At 70.3% G+C, this 16,586-nt stretch carries 9 protein-coding genes; 4 read left to right on the top strand and 5 right to left on the bottom strand.

The window, feature by feature from the left end; all coding sequences use genetic code 11:
- Positions 1-66 precede the first annotated feature (66 nt).
- Positions 67-5,529, bottom strand: coding sequence for an ATP-binding protein (locus JOD64_RS02330; protein ID WP_204940666.1), 5,463 nt, complete (start codon positions 5,527-5,529; stop codon positions 67-69).
- A 330-nt stretch (positions 5,530-5,859) separates the two neighbouring features.
- On the opposite strand from JOD64_RS02330, the gene JOD64_RS02325 reads away from it, so the two are divergent.
- Both JOD64_RS02325 and JOD64_RS02320 read left to right on the top strand, forming a co-directional pair.
- Complete coding sequence (locus JOD64_RS02325) at positions 5,860-7,116, top strand: phosphodiester glycosidase family protein (RefSeq protein ID WP_204940665.1); 1,257 nt, start codon at positions 5,860-5,862, stop codon at positions 7,114-7,116.
- A 305-nt stretch (positions 7,117-7,421) separates the two neighbouring features.
- Positions 7,422-8,156: a cellulose binding domain-containing protein gene (locus JOD64_RS02320; protein WP_204940664.1), complete on the top strand. Its 735-nt coding sequence runs from the start codon at positions 7,422-7,424 to the stop codon at positions 8,154-8,156.
- 55 nt (positions 8,157-8,211) lie between these two features.
- Here JOD64_RS02320 and JOD64_RS02315 read toward each other — a convergent pair whose 3' ends face one another.
- Positions 8,212-9,009 carry an SAM-dependent methyltransferase gene (locus tag JOD64_RS02315; RefSeq protein ID WP_204940663.1) on the bottom strand — a complete coding sequence of 266 codons (798 nt, stop codon included), beginning with the start codon at positions 9,007-9,009 and terminating at the stop codon, positions 8,212-8,214.
- 301 nt (positions 9,010-9,310) lie between these two features.
- Between JOD64_RS02315 and JOD64_RS02310 the strand changes: the two genes are divergently transcribed.
- Positions 9,311-11,392 (top strand): PQQ-dependent sugar dehydrogenase, encoded by a 2,082-nt coding sequence (locus JOD64_RS02310; protein WP_204940662.1) that lies wholly within the window; start codon positions 9,311-9,313, stop codon positions 11,390-11,392.
- Between the two features lie 127 nt (positions 11,393-11,519).
- Here the strand turns inward: JOD64_RS02310 and JOD64_RS02305 are convergent, their stop codons facing one another.
- Positions 11,520-12,797: an MFS transporter gene (locus JOD64_RS02305; RefSeq protein ID WP_204940661.1), complete on the bottom strand. Its 1,278-nt coding sequence runs from the start codon at positions 12,795-12,797 to the stop codon at positions 11,520-11,522.
- A gap of 85 nt (positions 12,798-12,882) precedes the next feature.
- Positions 12,883-15,036 carry an RNA polymerase recycling motor ATPase HelR gene (gene helR / locus JOD64_RS02300; RefSeq protein WP_239559350.1) on the bottom strand — a complete coding sequence of 718 codons (2,154 nt, stop codon included), beginning with the start codon at positions 15,034-15,036 and terminating at the stop codon, positions 12,883-12,885.
- Between the two features lie 326 nt (positions 15,037-15,362).
- Here helR and JOD64_RS02295 point away from each other — a divergent pair, with 326 nt between their 5' ends.
- Positions 15,363-15,674, top strand: coding sequence for a hypothetical protein (locus JOD64_RS02295; protein WP_204940660.1), 312 nt, complete (start codon positions 15,363-15,365; stop codon positions 15,672-15,674).
- Here the strand turns inward: JOD64_RS02295 and JOD64_RS02290 are convergent.
- Positions 15,675-16,549 (bottom strand): IS5 family transposase gene (locus JOD64_RS02290; protein WP_239559348.1). Its coding sequence is split into 2 segments (ribosomal slippage): positions 15,675-16,201 and positions 16,201-16,549, totalling 876 coding nucleotides; the frame shifts between segments, so codons are not numbered across the junction.
- Between the last annotated feature and the right edge of the window lie 37 nt (positions 16,550-16,586).

The following is a 16,586-nucleotide window of genomic DNA, read 5'->3' as shown; positions in this document are numbered from 1 at the left end:
CGGGGCGGGGCTGGGCCCGGTTCCTCGCCTTCCAGGAACCGAGCCCGCCCCGCCCGTCTCGTCGCGTTATCCCAGGTGCGCTTCGATGGCCTCGATGATGCGCGGACGCAGTTCGGCGGCGCGGATGACGGCGTCCACCGAGCCGACCTCGACGGCGCGCTGGATGTTGTGCACCCGGTCGAACTCCGTGGCCACCTCGCCGAGCTTCTCCGCGCGGACCGACGAGCGCAGCTCGTCGAGTTCGGCGGTGAGCGCGGCGCGTTCGGTGCCGGCCGAGGCGGCCACGCGGGCCTCCAGGTCCCGCACCCGGGGGTCGGCCGCCGTGCGGGCGTTGACGTCGGCGGAGAACACCACCGCGGCGGCGGGGGCGCCACCGAGCACCGAGGCGAACGAGCCCTCCAGCGCCAGCACGGTCATGTTCGGGTTCAGTGCCTTCGAGAACACCACGAACGCGCCGCCGTGGTAGCGCGAGATCACGCAGAAGACGATCGGCCCCCGGAAGTTCACGATCGCCCGGCCGATCTCGGCGCCGTACTCCAGTTGCAGCTTGCGCATCGACTCCGGTGAGCCGTCGAAGCCGGACAGGTTGGCCAGTACGACGAGAGGCCGGTTGCCGCTCGCCACGTTGATCGCCCGCGCGGCCTTCTTGGACGAGCGGGGGAACAGGGTGCCGGCGGTGTAGGTGTCCGGGCCGTCGGTGGGCGGGAAGCCATGCCGGGGCACCGACCGGGACTCGATGCCGAGCAGGCAGACCGGGATGCCACCGAGGTGGATGTCCTGCACGACCGCGGTGTCCGCGTCCGCCATGCCCGCCCAGCGCTCCAGCACCGGGTGGTCCTGGTCGGAGAGGGCCCGCATCACCGTACGGATGTCGAACGGCTTCTTGCGGTCCGGGTTGTGCTCGACGGAGAAGATCTCCCCGACGGTGCTGAAGGCGCTGCCCGCGACGTCGTGCGGGAAGCCGGAGATGTCGCGGTCGGTGGGGTCGCTGGTGGCCGCCCGTCGTGGCGCGTCCTCGCCGGGCGCGACGTACGTGTGGTCGTAGTGCGACATCACCACGTCCCGCGCGGCCGTCAGGTTCGGCGCCCAGTACTGCGCCTGCCCGTTCGGCCCCATCACCCGGTCGTAGCCGCCGATGCCGAAGTTGTCCTCCGCGGACACACCACCGGAGAAGTCGAGCGACTGCTTGCCGGTGAGCACCATCGCCGAGTCGGGGGTCATCACCAGGATGCCCTTGGTGTGCATGAGCATCGTCGCTTCGGCGTTCCAGTACGGCTGCGCGCCGACGTTGATGCCCGCGACGACGATGTTGATCTCACCGCCGGCCTGGGTGAACTCGACGATCCGCTTCAGCGCAGCGGCCACCCAGTCCATGTTCTCCGTACCGGTCGTCATGGAGATTCGGGCGCCGGCGGACAGCGCCCACCACTCCAGCGGCACGTTCATCCGCTCGGCGAGATCCAGGGCGGCGATCACGCGCCGGCACTCGGGCTCCGACAGGGCGCCCAACGCCTTCGTCGGGTCGCCGAGCAGCACCACCCGGGTGACACCCTGCGGGTGCCGCTCGGTCGGCGTGGTGACCACTCCGGCGACGATCGCGGCGCTGTTGCGCCCCTTCGGCCGATCCACCGGCACCAGCTCGTGGTCGTCGTTGAGGTCGTGTTCGACGAAGTCGCCGAGCCGGCCGGTCAGCTCGTACGGGTAGACGGTGTTGCGGCTACTCGCCCGCAGCACCTTCAGCCGGTACTCGTCGAGCGGTTCGAGCGGCTCGACCGGCGGCTCACCGACGGCCAGCTCGGCGCCGCCCGCGGCGTCGAACGAGATCCGTACGGCGATCTTGGTCAGCTCGCCGGTCCGGCGGTCACGCTGCCGCGCGATGAACAGGATCTCCTCAAGCCCGGCGCCCGCGGTCGTCGGACGGACGCGCCCGGCGATCATCTCCATCTCCTCGCGAGTGAGCTCGCTCGGCGGCCAGACGTAGATCACGATCCGGTTGGTGTTGAAGCGGGTCTTCGACGGTCGCCGCGACTGGGCGCGGCGGATCGAGTCGAGGCAGGCGGCGACGGCGTCCTCGGTCGTCGGCAGGGCCACCAGGCGGCCGTCCTGCTCGCGAAGCTCGGTCAGGTCACGCACCTGCGCGAACGCGACGAGGCGCTCGTCCGCCCGGTTTTCCCGCGCCACGCACTGGAAGAGGTAGACCTCCTCGTCCGCCGACGGCAGCCGGGTCAGGTCGAACTTGTGCAGCCGCTCCAGCTGCATCCGCTGCGCGATGTACGGGTGCAGGCCGCGGATCAGTCGGTCCTCCGTCATCCCATCGCTGGACGGGCGGAAGGTGAAGTGGTGGTGCATGACCGCTCCGCCGCGACCCGCGACGGTGGTGGTGACCCGACGGACCTGGGGCGGCAGCGGGTGCGCGGCGACGACCTCGGCCAGCGCGGCGGCCATCGCGTCGAAGTCCTCCGGCTGGTTCTCCCAGCCGAGGTAGATGTCGGCGTCCACGGAGTCCTCGCCGCTGGCCAGCTCGGCCAGGCCGCGCACTGCGCTGCCCAGCGCGTCGAAGCTCACGGCGGCGGAGACGACACTGGAGTCGGCGCGCTCGGCGACCACGAACGTGCAGCCCGCGACCTCGTGCGCGCGCACCCCGGTGAGCGCCTTGTTGCCGTAGTACCGCCGGGTCAGCACCTCCAGCATGACCGCGTTGTCGAGGTTGTCGCGGACGAGCCGCTGGCCGAGCAGCCGGACCAGTGGTTCGGTGCTGCGTACCATCTCGGCGATGCGCTCGGCGCGGTCCGCCGCGTCCGGGTGGGCGTCGAGGTGCCGCAGGTGCCCGCGGACCTCGGCGTAGACGCGGGCGCGGTTGCGGCGCAGCAGCGGCTGGGCGAACCAGGCGAACACCACGCCGCGGGCGAGGTCCGCGACTGCGGGGAAGCGGACCTGCGTCGCGGCGATCAGCCGCTCCAGCGCGAGGCCGGCGGGTTCGCGAAGCGTGTCGTCCGGCGGGGTTTCCCGCAGCCAGGCGCGCAGCAGCGTCGCGATGACCGTGGCGTCGGCGGACGCGCGTTGCTGGGCGAGGAAGATCCGGAAGACGGCGGCTTCGAGGGCGGGGGAGCGCTCCAGGTCGGTGACGCCGTAGTGGCCGAGCGCCTTGGCGAGCCTGGTCTGGAAGGCATCCGGCAGCCCGGCCCGCTCGACGTCGAGGCTCTGCAGGTAGGTGTGGAAGTACTCCCGGGCGCTGTGGACGTGCGAGGCGCCGCCGTCCTCGCCGGTCGGCCGGTTGCGACTCAGTTCGGCGAGGTCGGCGAACACCTCGATGAGGTCGAGTTCCGCGGCCAGTGGCCGGGGACCGGCGTCGGTGGCAGCCTGCCGGGCGGTCAGGTAGCCGTCGAGCACCCGACGGTCGTCGTGCGGGTCGACGTCGAAGCCGAGCAGCAGACCGCGCAGGTCCTCCTGACCGCGCCGGCTGCGCTCGTCCGCCGGAGTGTTCTCGGCGGCGGTGGGCAGGTCCAGTTCGACGGTCTCGGCGGCCGGGTCGTCCGCGGTCTCGTCGGCCTCGTCGGCGAGCGGCTCCAGGCGCAGCAGCGGCGCACCCGCCTCAACCTGGCTGCCCACGGAGACGGCGCACTCCTTCAGCCGCGCCTTGAACGGCGCCCGCAGCACCGTCTCCATCTTCATCGCTTCGAGCACCAGCACCGGGGCGCCCGCCTCGACCTCGGCCCCGACCTCCAACGGCGTGGCGACGACCAGCGCGGGCATCGGGGAGCGCAGGACGCCACCCTCGTCGCGGCTGACCCGGTGGGTCACGCCGTCCACCTCGACCAGGTGGGTCGGCCCGTAGGTGCCGGTGAGCAGGCGGTACCGGATGCCGTTGACGACGATCTGGCCGGTGTGCCGATCGAATCGGTCGAGGTCGACGTCGGCGGTGCGGACGACGGCGCCCGTCTCGATGCCGACGCGGAACCGGTGTGCGCCGACCCGCGCGACGCGCGTGCGGTAGCTGACACCGCGCAGCTTGAGGTCCAACGGTCGACCGCTGGCGTGCTGCACCTGCGGGCGTCCGCCGGACGCCGTCGACAGCAACCGCTGCCGCTCGACGCGCTCCTCCTCCTCGTACGACTCGATGGCGGCGGCTGCCAGCGCGACCGCGGAGTGGCGGTGCGTGACGAGTCGGCCCTCGCCGCGGACACGGTCGATCCAGCCGGTGTCCGCGCTGGCGTCGATCACCTCGGGCTGGTCGAGCAGGTCGAGCACGAAGCTCTTGTTGGTCGCGCCGCCCTCGATGATCACCGTGGTGTTCGCCATCGCCCGACGCAGCTTGCCGAGCGCCTCGTCGCGATCGCGGCCGTACGCGATGATCTTCGCGATCATCGAGTCGAAGTCGGCCGGGATGGTGTCGCCCTCACTGACGCCGGTGTCCACCCGGATGCCCGGCCCGCTGGGCAGGTCCAGTCGCGCGATGCGGCCCGGTGACGGCGCGAAGTCGCGGTCGGGATCCTCGGCGTTCAGTCGAGCCTCGATGGCGTGACCGCGCTCGGCCGGCGGCGCACCTTCGAGTCGCCCGCCGGAGGCGACGTGCAGCTGTGCCTTGACCAGGTCGAAGCCGGTGGTCAACTCGGTGATCGGGTGTTCGACCTGTAGGCGGGTGTTGACCTCGAGGAACGCGAACAGGCGGTCGCCGGGGTGGTACAGGAACTCGACGGTCGCCGCACCGCGGTAGCCCACCGCCACGGCCAGCCGCTCGGCCGACGTCTTGAGCTCGGCGGCCTGTGCCGGGTCGAGCACCGGCGACGCCGATTCCTCGATGACCTTCTGGTTGCGTCGCTGCACCGAGCAGTCGCGGACGCCGAGCGCCCACGCCGTGCCCTGCCCGTCGGCGATGACCTGGACCTCGACGTGCCGGGCGCCGGTGACCAGGCGCTCCAGGAACACGATGCCGCTGCCGAACGCCCGTGCCGCCTCCTGGCTGGTGCGCTCGTACGCGTCGACCAGCTCGGCCTCGTTCCTGATCACGCGGATGCCGCGTCCGCCGCCGCCCGCGGTCGCCTTCAGCATCAGCGGGTAGCCGACCTCGGCCGCCGAGGCACGTGCGGCGTCCAGGGTTTCGACGGCGCCACGGCTCCACGGCGCGACCGGCACGCCTACCTTCTCGGCGATCAGCTTCGAGCCGATCTTGTCGCCGAGCTGGCGCATGGCGTCCGGGCTCGGCCCGACGAACGTGACGCCGATCTTCTCGCACAGCTCGGCGAACGCCGGATCCTCGGCGACGAAACCCCAGCCGACCCACGCCGCGTCGGCCCCGGTCTCGGTCAGGGCGCGCTCCAGCACCGCCAGATTGAGGTACGGGCGGGCGGACGCCGGACCGAGATCGTAGGCGATGTCCGCTTCGCGCACGAAGGTGGCCGTACGGTCGACGTCGGTGTAAAGAGCGACGGTTTCGATCTGCACGCCGGTCTCCGCGGCCAACTCGCGGACCGCGTGGATGAGCCGCATGGCGGCTTCACCACGGTTGACGATGGCGACACGGTTGAACACCCGACTGACCCCTTAGCTAGACCTCGAACTGCGTGCCGCGAGACGACGGCTCCCAGCAGTGATCACCTTTCCGCGTGGCGGCGGCCAGCGCTATGGCGCAACCACCGAACCAACCGTCCCTCAGTTGTAGGAAGTGCACAAAAGTTTTTGGCGGCCACCCGGACCCGCGCCCGCAGTTGATCAAGGCGGTGCGGGTGGTTCACGTCGGCCGCCTCTCGTGTTCACCACCGAGTGATCGGCTGGTCGGGAAATCATCGCCGGCCCGGTCAACCGCCGGCCCGGCTCGAACATCCCGGCGCAGGCCAGGAATCGCACCAAGAAAGGAGCGCAATGAGGCCCTTCAACCTCGTGCGCCCGAGTCTGGCGCTGCTGCTCGCCGCAGGGCTGAGCACGCTCGTGACGCCGGCCGGCACGGCCCACGCCGCAGCCACCACGGTATCCGCCTCGGACTCGCCGGTCACCTTCACCGCCAGTGAGCAACTCGCGCCGGGCGTGACGTACGGCTCATTCGAGGTGAGCACCCCCCGCGGCGTCACCGTCGGCTACCTGCTCACGGCCGACCTGAGCAAGAACAAGGTCTCCCTGGACCTGCTGCACCCCGACGCGGTCGGGCAACGCCAGGTCATCTCCTCCATGGCGAACGACCAGGGCGCCATCGCCGGCGTGAACGGAGACTTCTTCAACAACAGTGAGACCCACGCCGGCGTCACTCCGACCTACTCGTCGTCCGGTCCGGAGATCGCCGACGGCGAGGAGCTGAAGTTCGCGGTGCCGAACGCACAGCGCTTCGGCCCCGGCCTCGCCCCCGGCACCTCGACCCGGGACGTGTTCGGCGTCGGCGTGAACGGCAAGGCGCGCGTCGACACCCTGAGCCTTGACGGTGAGGTGCGCAGCAAGAAGGGCACCATCGCCCTCAACGGCCTCAACCAGTACGCGCTCCCGGTCGACGGCGTCGGCCTGTTCACCTCCGAGTGGGGTGCCGCCTCCCGGGTCCGGTCGACCTGCGGCACCGACACGAGCCGTAGCGACCCGTGCAGCACCCACACCTACGAGGTGACCGTCCGCGACGGCGTGGTGACCGCGGTGGGCCAGGCGCCCGGCTCGGGCGTGATTCCGGCCGACACCCAGGTGCTGGTCGGCCGGGATCGCGGCGCGGACGCGCTCGACGACCTCGCCGTCGGTGACCAGGTGCGGGTGCAGGAGAAGCTGGCCTCCGCAGGCAAGCCGAAGCTGACGTTCGCGGTCGGTGGCGCGCCGATCCTGCGTGACGGTGAGCCGCTGGCCGGCCTGGACACCAAGACCTCGGCGGTACGCAGCTCGGCCGGCGTCAGCCCGGACGGCAGGATCGTGTACCTCGTCGCCCTGGCCGGCCGCGCTCCGGCCAGCGCCGGCTTCACGATCGCCGAGCTGGCCGACCTGATGCGCTCGCTCGGTGCGGACGCCGCGGTGAACCTGGACGGCGGCGGCTCGAGCACGGTCGCCGTACGGGAGCCGGGCCAGGCAGCGGCCACCGCCCGCAACAGCCCGTCCGACGGCGGGGAGCGTCTGGTCGCCAACGGTATCGGCATCTTCGTGGGCCGCCACTGATCGGTCCATCAGCACGGAAGCGCCCCGCCCGAAGTGTCATCGGACGGGGCGCTTCCGTATCTCGGTCCTATGGGAGGCAACCGCTCGGTCTGCGATCGCCACCGCCTTGTATCGATGTTCGTCGACTGCCATGCTGTGGTTCGGTCGTGCTCGGGAGCCAGCGCGCACCACATCTTCTCCGGTCCACGAGGCGCACGAGGTGGCGATGCCATCCGTGTCGGGCAGTCCTCGTCGGCGGCCGGAAACCCGAGTGCGGCACCGGCAACCACCCTGGTCATCGGTGCCCGGTAACCACGGAGGCACCGATGATTCGCATGTTCCTCGCTGTCACGACCATCGCGCTGGGCGTCTGGGCCGGCACCACCAGCGCGGCCGAGGCGACACCAACGCCAACACCGTCGCTCACACCAACGCCGTCGCCCACGATGGTGTGCCCGCCGGCGTTGCCGATCACCGCCAGCGTCACCGGGGCCACCACCACGAGCCTGACCATCTCGTACTCGATATTCTTCCGGCCACCCTGTGGTTACGACCCGCCCATGACGATCAGGTTGTTCGCCAGCCGCGAGGACGCCCAACTGTGGGAGGCTCCGCTGGCCGAGGCCGTCTCCGGCCCGGAGCGCAGCGGCGCGGTGACCATCGGTCGGTTGACGCCCGACACGGAGTACTGGTACCGGTTCAGCGACGCCGGTGGCCGGCGGGATCCGTACGCGATCTCGTCGGCTCGGACCTTGTCGCTGACGGCGTGTCGTGCGACCGCCACGATCGACGCCCGCTGGGGTAACGGCTTCGTCGCCACGGTGACGGTCCGCAACGCCGGGACCGAGCCGCTGGACCGGTGGCATGCCTCGTGGCGGTGGTCCGGCGACGAGCGCGTCCAGACGGTCTGGGGCGGGGTGGTCGAGACGGCCGGTGCCGACGTCACGGTCCGCAACGCCTCGTACAACGGGACGTTGGCGCCCGGTGCGGCGACGACGTTCGGGATGCTCGTGGCGAGCAGCGCGGTGCCCGACGGGTTGACGATGGCGTGCGATTCGTGAACGGCAGCCGCCCCGCTCTCGCCGTCGTGGCGGGAGCGGGGCGGTGTCATGTCGGTCAGGGCTTGCGGGCCACCGCACCGTACGCGTCGATCCCCGTGGCCTCGACATCGTCCGGTCGCCAGAGGGGGATCGGCACGAGGCCCGGCTGCACCATCGTCAGCCCCGCGAAGCAACTGTCCAACTCCTCCGGGCTGCGCAGAATGTACGGAACTCCGCCGCTCTGCGCCAGCCGCTCCGCGCCGGAAACCACCGACGGGCTGGTGTTGGTGCCGTCCCAGAACACCAGGTGAGAGCCGGACGGCATCGCGTCCATCGTCTGCCCGACAATCGAGCGCACCACGGCCAGGTCGGGTTCGTAGCCCATGACGCCCATGAACATCACAGCGACGGGTTGGTCGAAGTCGAGCGTCTGTGCCGCCTCGGCGAGAATCTTCTCCGGGTCGTGGTAGTCGGCGGGTACGTAGGTGGTGACACCCTCCGACGTCGTGCTGGACAGCAGCGCCCGGGCGTGCACCAGCACCATCGGGTCGTTGTCCACGTAGACGACCCGTGAGTCGGGCGCGATTCCCTGGGCGACCGCGTGCGTGTTCTGCATGGTGGGCAGGCCGGTGCCGATGTCCAGGAATTGCCGGATGCCCGCCTCGGCGGCGAGGTAACGCACGGCCCGCACCAGGAACAGGCGTGACTGCTGGGCCATGAGGACGATCTCCGGGTAGACCTCGGCGACGGCGTCGCCGGCCGCCCGGTCGGACTGGAAGTTGTCCTTGCCGCCCATCCAGTAGTTCCAGATCCGGGCCGCGTGCGGCACGTCGGGCTGAAGCTTCGCGGCGAGTTCGGGGTCCGGGCTGGCCATGCCAGGCTCCTGTCGGGGGTCGTGGGCTGGAGGTCACCACAGCGGTACGCCCGAGATCGTACTCCGACGATGTCCACTCTCGACTATGGGTTGCGCCGGATTGCCCCGCACCCCGCTCGACGCCGAGGTGCCTGTTGATGCGCTCTTCCGGACATCGCTTCGATCTCCGGGTTTGTCCCCGATCAAGCGACATCGTTTGACATGTGCCGGCAGCCCATCTTTGATTATCGATGTCTCTTGTTTGGCTTGATGGGGTCGTCGGCCGGGTCGGGCCGGTCAACACCCCGACCCTGGAGGACCGATGTCAGTCTTCGCGCGGACCACCCCCCGTCACCCACGATGGCGGCTGCTGCCGGCGGCGATGGCAGCGGTGACGCTGCTGACCGTGGCGGTCGGCGTCCCGGCATCGGCCGCGGCCCCCTCGACCGTGGTCGGCGTGGCGTCGGGTCGCTGCCTGGACGTGGTCGGCAACTCCAGGACAGCCGGCGCCGGCCTCAACATCTACGACTGCAACGGCCAGGCCAACCAGGCGTGGAGCCTCACCTCGACCGGCGAGTTGCGGGTGTACGACGAGACGATGTGTCTCGATGTGGTCGGCCAGGACACCACCGCGCCGGCCGCACTGCAGATCAACAGCTGCACCGGCGGTGCCAACCAGCGCTGGCGGATCAACAGCAACGGGACCATCGTCGGCGTCCAGTCCGGCCTGTGCCTGGACGTGACCGGCGCCGGCACCGCCAACAGCACCACCGTCGGTCTCTGGACCTGCAACGGGCAGGGCAACCAGCGGTGGACGACGGCCCTGGGCAGCACCGACACTCAGTCACCCACGGCGCCGGGCAGCCCGCGGGTGAGTGGCCTGACGTGCAACTCCGTGACCTTCGCGTGGAACGCCTCGACGGACAACGTGGCGGTGGCCTTCTACGACGTCTACCACGACGGTCAGTTGATGAAGTCGGTGAGCGGCTCGACGCTGTCCACCAGCCTCACCGTCGTCGCCGGAGCGACCTGGGGCCTGTACGTCAACGCCCGCGACGCCGCCGGCAACGTGTCCCAGGCGAGCACCACGGTTTCGATCACACCGCCGCCCTGCCAGGCCGACACCCAGGCGCCGACCGCGCCGCAGCAGCTCACCGGCACCGCGTCGGGCACCACTGTCACACTGCGCTGGACCGCGTCGACCGACAACATTGGTGTCCGGGCGTACGACATCTTCCGCGGTGGCGTGCAGGTTGGCACGGTGACCGGCGCGCCGCCGGCGACCACCTTCACCGACAGCGGGTTGGCGGCGAACACCGCGTACCAGTACTACGTGGTGGCCCGGGACGCGCAGGGCAACGTCTCGTCGCGTAGCGGCACCACGACGGTGACCACCGGCGCGGCCTGCGGCAATCCGGTGTGCGGGGTGCGGCAGGTCAGCACGGACACCGACATCCCGTGGGGTCTGGTGACGTTGCCGGACGGCAACGTCCTCTACAACCGCCGCGACGCGCACGACATCATCCAGCTCAATCCCACCACCGGGGCGAAGACCAACGTGGGCACGGTGCCGAACGTCCAGAGCACCGAAGGTGAGGGCGGCCTGCTCGGGCTCGCCATCTCGCCCAGCTACGCGAGCGACCGCTGGCTGTACGTCATGCACACCTCGCCGAGCGACAACCGGATCGTCCGGATCCGGTTGGAGAACGGCCGACTCAACACCGCCAGCGAGCAGGTCCTGCTCAGCGGCATCCGCCGAAACAAGTACCACGACGGCGGTCGCCTCCGGTTCGGCCCGGACGGCAAGTTGTACGCCAGCACCGGCGACGCGCAGAACGGCGCCTACGCACAGGACCGGGCAAGCCTTGAGGGCAAGATCCTGCGGCTCAACCCGGATGGGACCGTCCCCTCGGACAACCCGTTCGGCAACTACGTGTGGAGCTACGGCCACCGCAACCCCCAGGGGCTGGCGTTCGACTCGCAGGGCCGACTGTGGGAGCAGGAGTTCGGCAACTCGATCATGGACGAGACCAATCTGATCACCCGGGGCGGCAACTACGGATGGCCTGCGTGCGAGGGCACCAGCGGCACCTGCGGCACCGCCGGGTTCATCGCGCCCGCGCGCACCTATCCGACCGCGGAAGGGTCCTGCTCGGGGATCACGATCGTGCGGGACGCGCTCTACGTGGCCTGTACGCGGGGTGCCCGGATGTATCGCGCGGTGATCAGCGGCAGCAGCCTGACGAACGTGCAGACGTACTTCAGTGGCACCTACGGCCGGTTGCGGACGGTGGAGCCGGCTCCCGACGGGGGCTTGTGGTTGACCACCACCAACCTCGGGGACAAGGACAGCACCCCGAACAACAGCAACGAGAAGATCCTCCACGTCACCCTCGGCGGCTGACCGCGGCGGGTGGCGCTCGGCGCCCGGGGTACGCGGCGACTGCGGGCCGGTGGATCACCGCCGGCCCTCAGCCAGCCCACGGCACACCCGGCCCTGCGGACTACGTCCGCTGTTCCGGCTCCGCGGACTACGTCCGCTGTTCCGGCTCCGCAAGACGGGAGGACCGATCCATCCGGTTCAAGCTGCGCCGCAGTGCCCAGGCGGTGACGGCGGTGGCCAGCGTGCCACCCGCGCCGGCGACCAGCAGGGTGGTCGGGGCCGAGGTGGCGTCGAGCAACTGGGCCCCACCCAGGTAGGAGAGCGCCGCGGCGATCCCGATCGCGCCGTACAGGTTGCCGAAGACCCGACCGAGCATTGCCTCGGGTACGACCCGTTGCAGCAACGTGCTGGAGGCGACGTCCATGGCCGCGATCCCCAGTCCGCGTACCGCCTGCATGACGATGGCGGCCCCGACCGCCCAGGCCAGCCCGGTCAGTAGGTTGCCGACACTGCTGATGGCAAACCCCGCGATCAGCAGCCCGGCGGTGGACGCGCGCATCCCGTACCGGCCCAGCAGCAGGTAGCCGACGAACAGCCCGAGCCCGACCGCGCCCAGCAGCAACCCGACCGCCGAGGGCCCAGCGTGGAACGTCTCGGTGGCCAGCAGGACCAGCGCGACGTCGTCGACACCGTTGAACGCCACGACGGCACAGAACCCCAACGCGACCACCCGGACCACCGGGGTCGACCAGAGGTAGCCCAGGCCCGTGCGCGCGTCACGCAGCAGGGAGCCCCGTGCGGCATCCCCACCGGCGGGCGCCGGCATCCTCGGGAGCGTTGCCAGCAGGGCCGCCGAGAGCAGGAACGACACGGCGTCGACCAGCAGCACCCCACGCACGCCCAGCAGCGGGAACAGCGCCGCCGCGAGCAGCGGACCGAGGGCCTCGCCGCCGTTGGTGCCGAACCCGACGGCGGAGTTGGCGGTCTCCAGGTGCCGGTCGGGGACCAGGGCCGGCACCGCCGCTCGGGAGGCGGGCTGGAACACCTGCCCGGCGATCGCCCGGACCGCCACCAGCGCCAGCAGCACCGGCAACGGCGGCAACAGTACGGCGATCAGCAGCACCATCGCGCCCTGGACCAACTCCGCGGTGATCATCACCCGGCGCAGGTCGAACCGGTCGCTGAGCGCGCCGGTGAGCGGGCCGAGCAGCGCCGGTGCGAAGTCGCCGACGAGCAGCAGCACCGCGATGGCGAACGCCTGTCCCGTGCTGTTCGCCACGTGAAAGATCAACGCGACCAGGCTCAGTGAGTCGCCCGCGTACGAGATGACCCGGGCCGACCACAGCGCCCGGAAGGCCGGGTTGTGCCGCAACAGACGTAGCCCGCTGAGGGTGGGCTCGCCGGCGTCGATGGCCGGACCCGTCACGACAGCCTCGCTCCCCGCACTCGTGGTCGGACGTGCGGACGGTAGCGAGTCGATGACTCTGGATCAACGTGATTTCCAGCCGTCCTCAGGGGCTCGTCAGGATGACGAGTTGCTGGGTCGCCCGGGTCATCGCGACGTAGCGGTCGACCGCCCCTTCGATGCCCGCACCGAAGGCTTCCGGGTCGATGAGGACGACCAGGTCGAATTCGAGCCCCTTGGCCTGCTCCGGGCTCAGCGACCGGACGCGGGACATCGGCCGGAACGTCGGGTGACCGATGACGCACGCTATCCCGTCGACGTGCGCGGCGAGCCAGGTGTGCAGGATCGAGGAGAGGTCAGAAACAGATCCGTGTACGACGGCGAGCCCGTTGCTGCGGATCGAGGTCGGCACGTTGGCGTCCGGGAGCACAGACCGGATGACCGGCTCGGCTTCCGCCATGACCTCCTCCGGCGTCCGGTAGTTGATGCTCAGGGAGGCCACGGTGATCCGGTCGAGCCCGACCCGCTCGAGGCGTTCCTGCCACGACTCCGTGAACCCGTGCCGGGCCTGGGCGCGGTCCCCGACGATGGTGAAGCTGCGCGACGGGCAGCGCGCCAGCAACATCTGCCACTGGGCGTCGGTCAGTTCCTGGGCCTCGTCGACGACGATGTGCGCGAACGGGCCGGCGAGCAGGTCCGCTTCGGTGCCGGGCAGTGCCGAATCGTCCATCAGGGCGTCCCGCAGGTCGGGCTGGCGCAACATCGTCAGCAGGCCTTCACCATCGTCGTAGGCGTCGGCCGCGAGCAGTTCGTCGACGACCCTGGCCATGTGTTCGCGTTCGACGGCGGCAGCGGGGTCACGCCGACGGCTGTGTTCGGACCCCTTCGGGTCGCCGAGCCGCTTTCGGGCCGCGTCCAGAAGCGGCAGGTCGGACACGGTCCAGGCCCGGGCGTCGCCGCGCTGCAGCAGCCGGACCTCCTCGGCGCTGAGCCAGGGGGCGCACTTGCGCAGGTACGCGGGCACCGACCACAGGTCTCCGACGAGATCGGCCGGGTCGAGCACCGGCCAGGCGCGGTTGAAAGTCGTCCGCAGCTCCCTGTTTCGCAGCAGTGACCTACGGAGCAGGTCGTCGGGCTCGTCGCCGTCGGACTTGTCGACCAGGATCGTGAGCAACTCCTCCCAGATGTCGTCCCGCGCCTCGTTGTGCGGCGTGCCGGGCCCCGGCGCCTCGAACGCGTTGGCCCAGTCGTCGGCGCTCAGCCGGATGTCGGAGACGTCGGTCGTGACCGTCATCGGGCTGACCGGTGGTTCCTCGTAGAACCGGACCGCCGCGTCGATCGCCGTGACCAGGTCCGCGGAGGCCTTCAGCCGGGCGACGTCCGGGTCGGGTTCGATGGTTGCCGAGGCGCCCTCGGGCACGAGGTCGCGCAGGGTGCACGTCTGCACGTCCTCCTCTCCGAGGCTGGGAAGGACGTCGGCGACGTAGGCCAGGTAGGGCTGGTGCGGCCCGACGAAGAGCACCCCACCTCGGCGCTGGTTGAGGCGAGGATCGGAGTAGAGCAGATAGGCGGTGCGGTGCAACGCGACGACGGTCTTGCCCGTGCCGGGGCCGCCGTCGACGACGAGCGTGCCGGCCGACCCGGCGCGGATGATGGCGTCCTGGTCGGCCTGGATCGTACTGAGCACGTCTCGCATCCGGGTCGACCGAGCGCTGCCCAGGCTCGCGATGAACGCGGACTGGTCGTCCAGCGCGACGGCGTGCCCCACGAATCCGTCGGGGGTGAACACCTCGTCCCAGTAGTCGCTGATCCGGCCGCGGGTCCAGCGGTACCGGCGGCGGCTCGCCAGACCCATCGGGTTGGCATGGGTCGCGCCGAAGAACGGCTCGGCCGCCGGAGAGCGCCAGTCGAGCAGCAGGCGTCGGCCCGTGCTGTCGGTGAGGCCGCGCCGACCGACGTAGACGGGTTCGGGGTCGTCCCCGCCGACCACGTGGCCGAGGCACAGGTCCAGACCGTAGCGACTCAGTGCGCGCAGGCGACCGGTCAGCCGGCGGACCTCCATGTCCCGGTCCACCGCCTGCCGGCCCTTGCCGCCAGGTGCCCTGCGCTCGGCGTCGAGGCGCTCGGTGAGTTCGGCGTGCAACTGCCCGAGACTCTCCGCCATGGCCGCGAAGTGCTGCTCGTCGTGGCTGATCAGCGTCGGGTCTGCCTTGGGGGAGAGATCGGGAAGGTCGAACACGGAGGCGGGAGAAGAACTCAATTCACGACTTCCATTTCGGCAGATTCTGGGCTCGGCCGACGATTTTGCGGCACGACCCGGGCCTTGCCGCAAGCCCCCCAATGCGCTATATGTTAGGAGTGGAAGGGGTTGGGTGTTCCCGTTTGCGGTGCCCTGACCAGCCACTCTCGCCGCGCCCCGGGGCCGCACTCCTGCCGACCGCACGCACGCGCATCGCGCCTGGCGGCCCCCGCTCGACGGCACACCCGATCGCAGTTGCGTGGTCGTAGGCGCCGCGTGGCCCTGCGCGACTAGGGCGTGTCCTGCCGATCATGGATTGGTAGTCCCGGTCATGACATGCTTCGGCCGTGTACTGGACCGAGGATCGCTGGCGCTTTCAGCATCTGGTCGAGGTGCTATCGGGACGGGCTGATGCACAGGCTGAGGCCGAGATGGGTGCACCCCTGGATACACGGCTCGCGGACTCGCTGGTGGACGTGATGGCGGGCGAGGAGCAGCTGGGGCTGGACACGCTCTGCGTCAACGTCCTCGACTACCGGGTGCGGCTGACAGGTGGTGAGTACGCGACGATCACCGATCTCGCCGAACGTTGGGATCTCGACGTTCGGGTGATCGGTGGGTTGAACGAGCTTGTGATCCTGGATGACGCATCCGAGTGATCATGAGAGCCAGACGATGGCGGCGATGAGGACGAGGCTGGCTCGATAGAGGGATGCGCGTTTGGCGTAGCGGGTGGCCAGGTCGCGCCACTGCTTGAGCCGGTTGAAGCAGCGTTCCACCACGTTGCGGTTCTTGTAGACCAACTTGTCGAAAGCGGGCGGTCGTCCGCCTGCGCTGCCCTTGGCGGCTCGGCGTGCGACCTGGTCCGAGCGCTCCGGGATGACGTGCCGGATCCCCCGTTGCCGCAAGGCTCGGCGGGTGGAGTCATGGGCGTAGCCCTTGTCCGCGATCAACAGATCGGGGCGTTTGCGGGGCCGTCCGGGTCCAGGCTCGTTGACGCGGATCGCGTCCAGCAGCGCCAACAGTTGGAAGTTGTCGCCGGCCTGGCCGGGTGTGAGCAGGATCGACAGCGGACGGCCGCGTCCGTCGACGGCGAGGTGGATCTTCGTGCTCAGTCCGCCTCGGGACCGGCCGATGGCCTCGCCATCTTGCGCACCAGGCGTCGCCGGACTTGTCGGGGAGCCCCTTTTTTGCGGGCGCCAGCGGAATGCTGGTGCGCCCGCACGATCGACGAGTCGATGCTGATCGTCCACTGCACCGGTGTGCCGTCGTCATGCACCTGCGCCGCGGCCAGGATCCGATCCCAGGTGCCATCCGCGGTCCACCGCCGCAGACGCTCATGGCAGGTTTTCCACGGCCCGAAGCGTTCCGGCAGGTCACGCCACGGCGCACCCGTACGCAGCTTCCACAGGATCCCGTTGATGACCTGACGGTGATCCCGCCACCGTCCCCGCGCACCACCCGGCTCGGGCAGCAGCGGCGCGATCACCACCCACGCCTCGTCAGTCAGTTCACCACGACGTACCACCGGCATATCGTCAACGATCAACCGCTACAAGATCGGCAGGACA

Origin of the sequence: Micromonospora luteifusca (assembly GCF_016907275.1) — a bacterium.
In the GTDB taxonomy this organism is placed as follows: Bacteria; Actinomycetota; Actinomycetes; order Mycobacteriales; family Micromonosporaceae; genus Micromonospora; species Micromonospora luteifusca.
This window is presented reverse-complemented; position numbering and strand designations above follow the sequence as displayed.

Coding starts and splice junctions, on each gene's coding strand:
- JOD64_RS02325 (WP_204940665.1), top strand. CDS start 5,860: ATGAGGCCCTTCAACCTCGTGCGCCCGAGTCTGGCGCTGCTGCTCGCC.
- JOD64_RS02320 (WP_204940664.1), top strand. CDS start 7,422: ATGATTCGCATGTTCCTCGCTGTCACGACCATCGCGCTGGGCGTCTGG.
- JOD64_RS02310 (WP_204940662.1), top strand. CDS start 9,311: ATGTCAGTCTTCGCGCGGACCACCCCCCGTCACCCACGATGGCGGCTG.
- JOD64_RS02315 (WP_204940663.1), bottom strand. CDS start 9,009: ATGGCCAGCCCGGACCCCGAACTCGCCGCGAAGCTTCAGCCCGACGTG.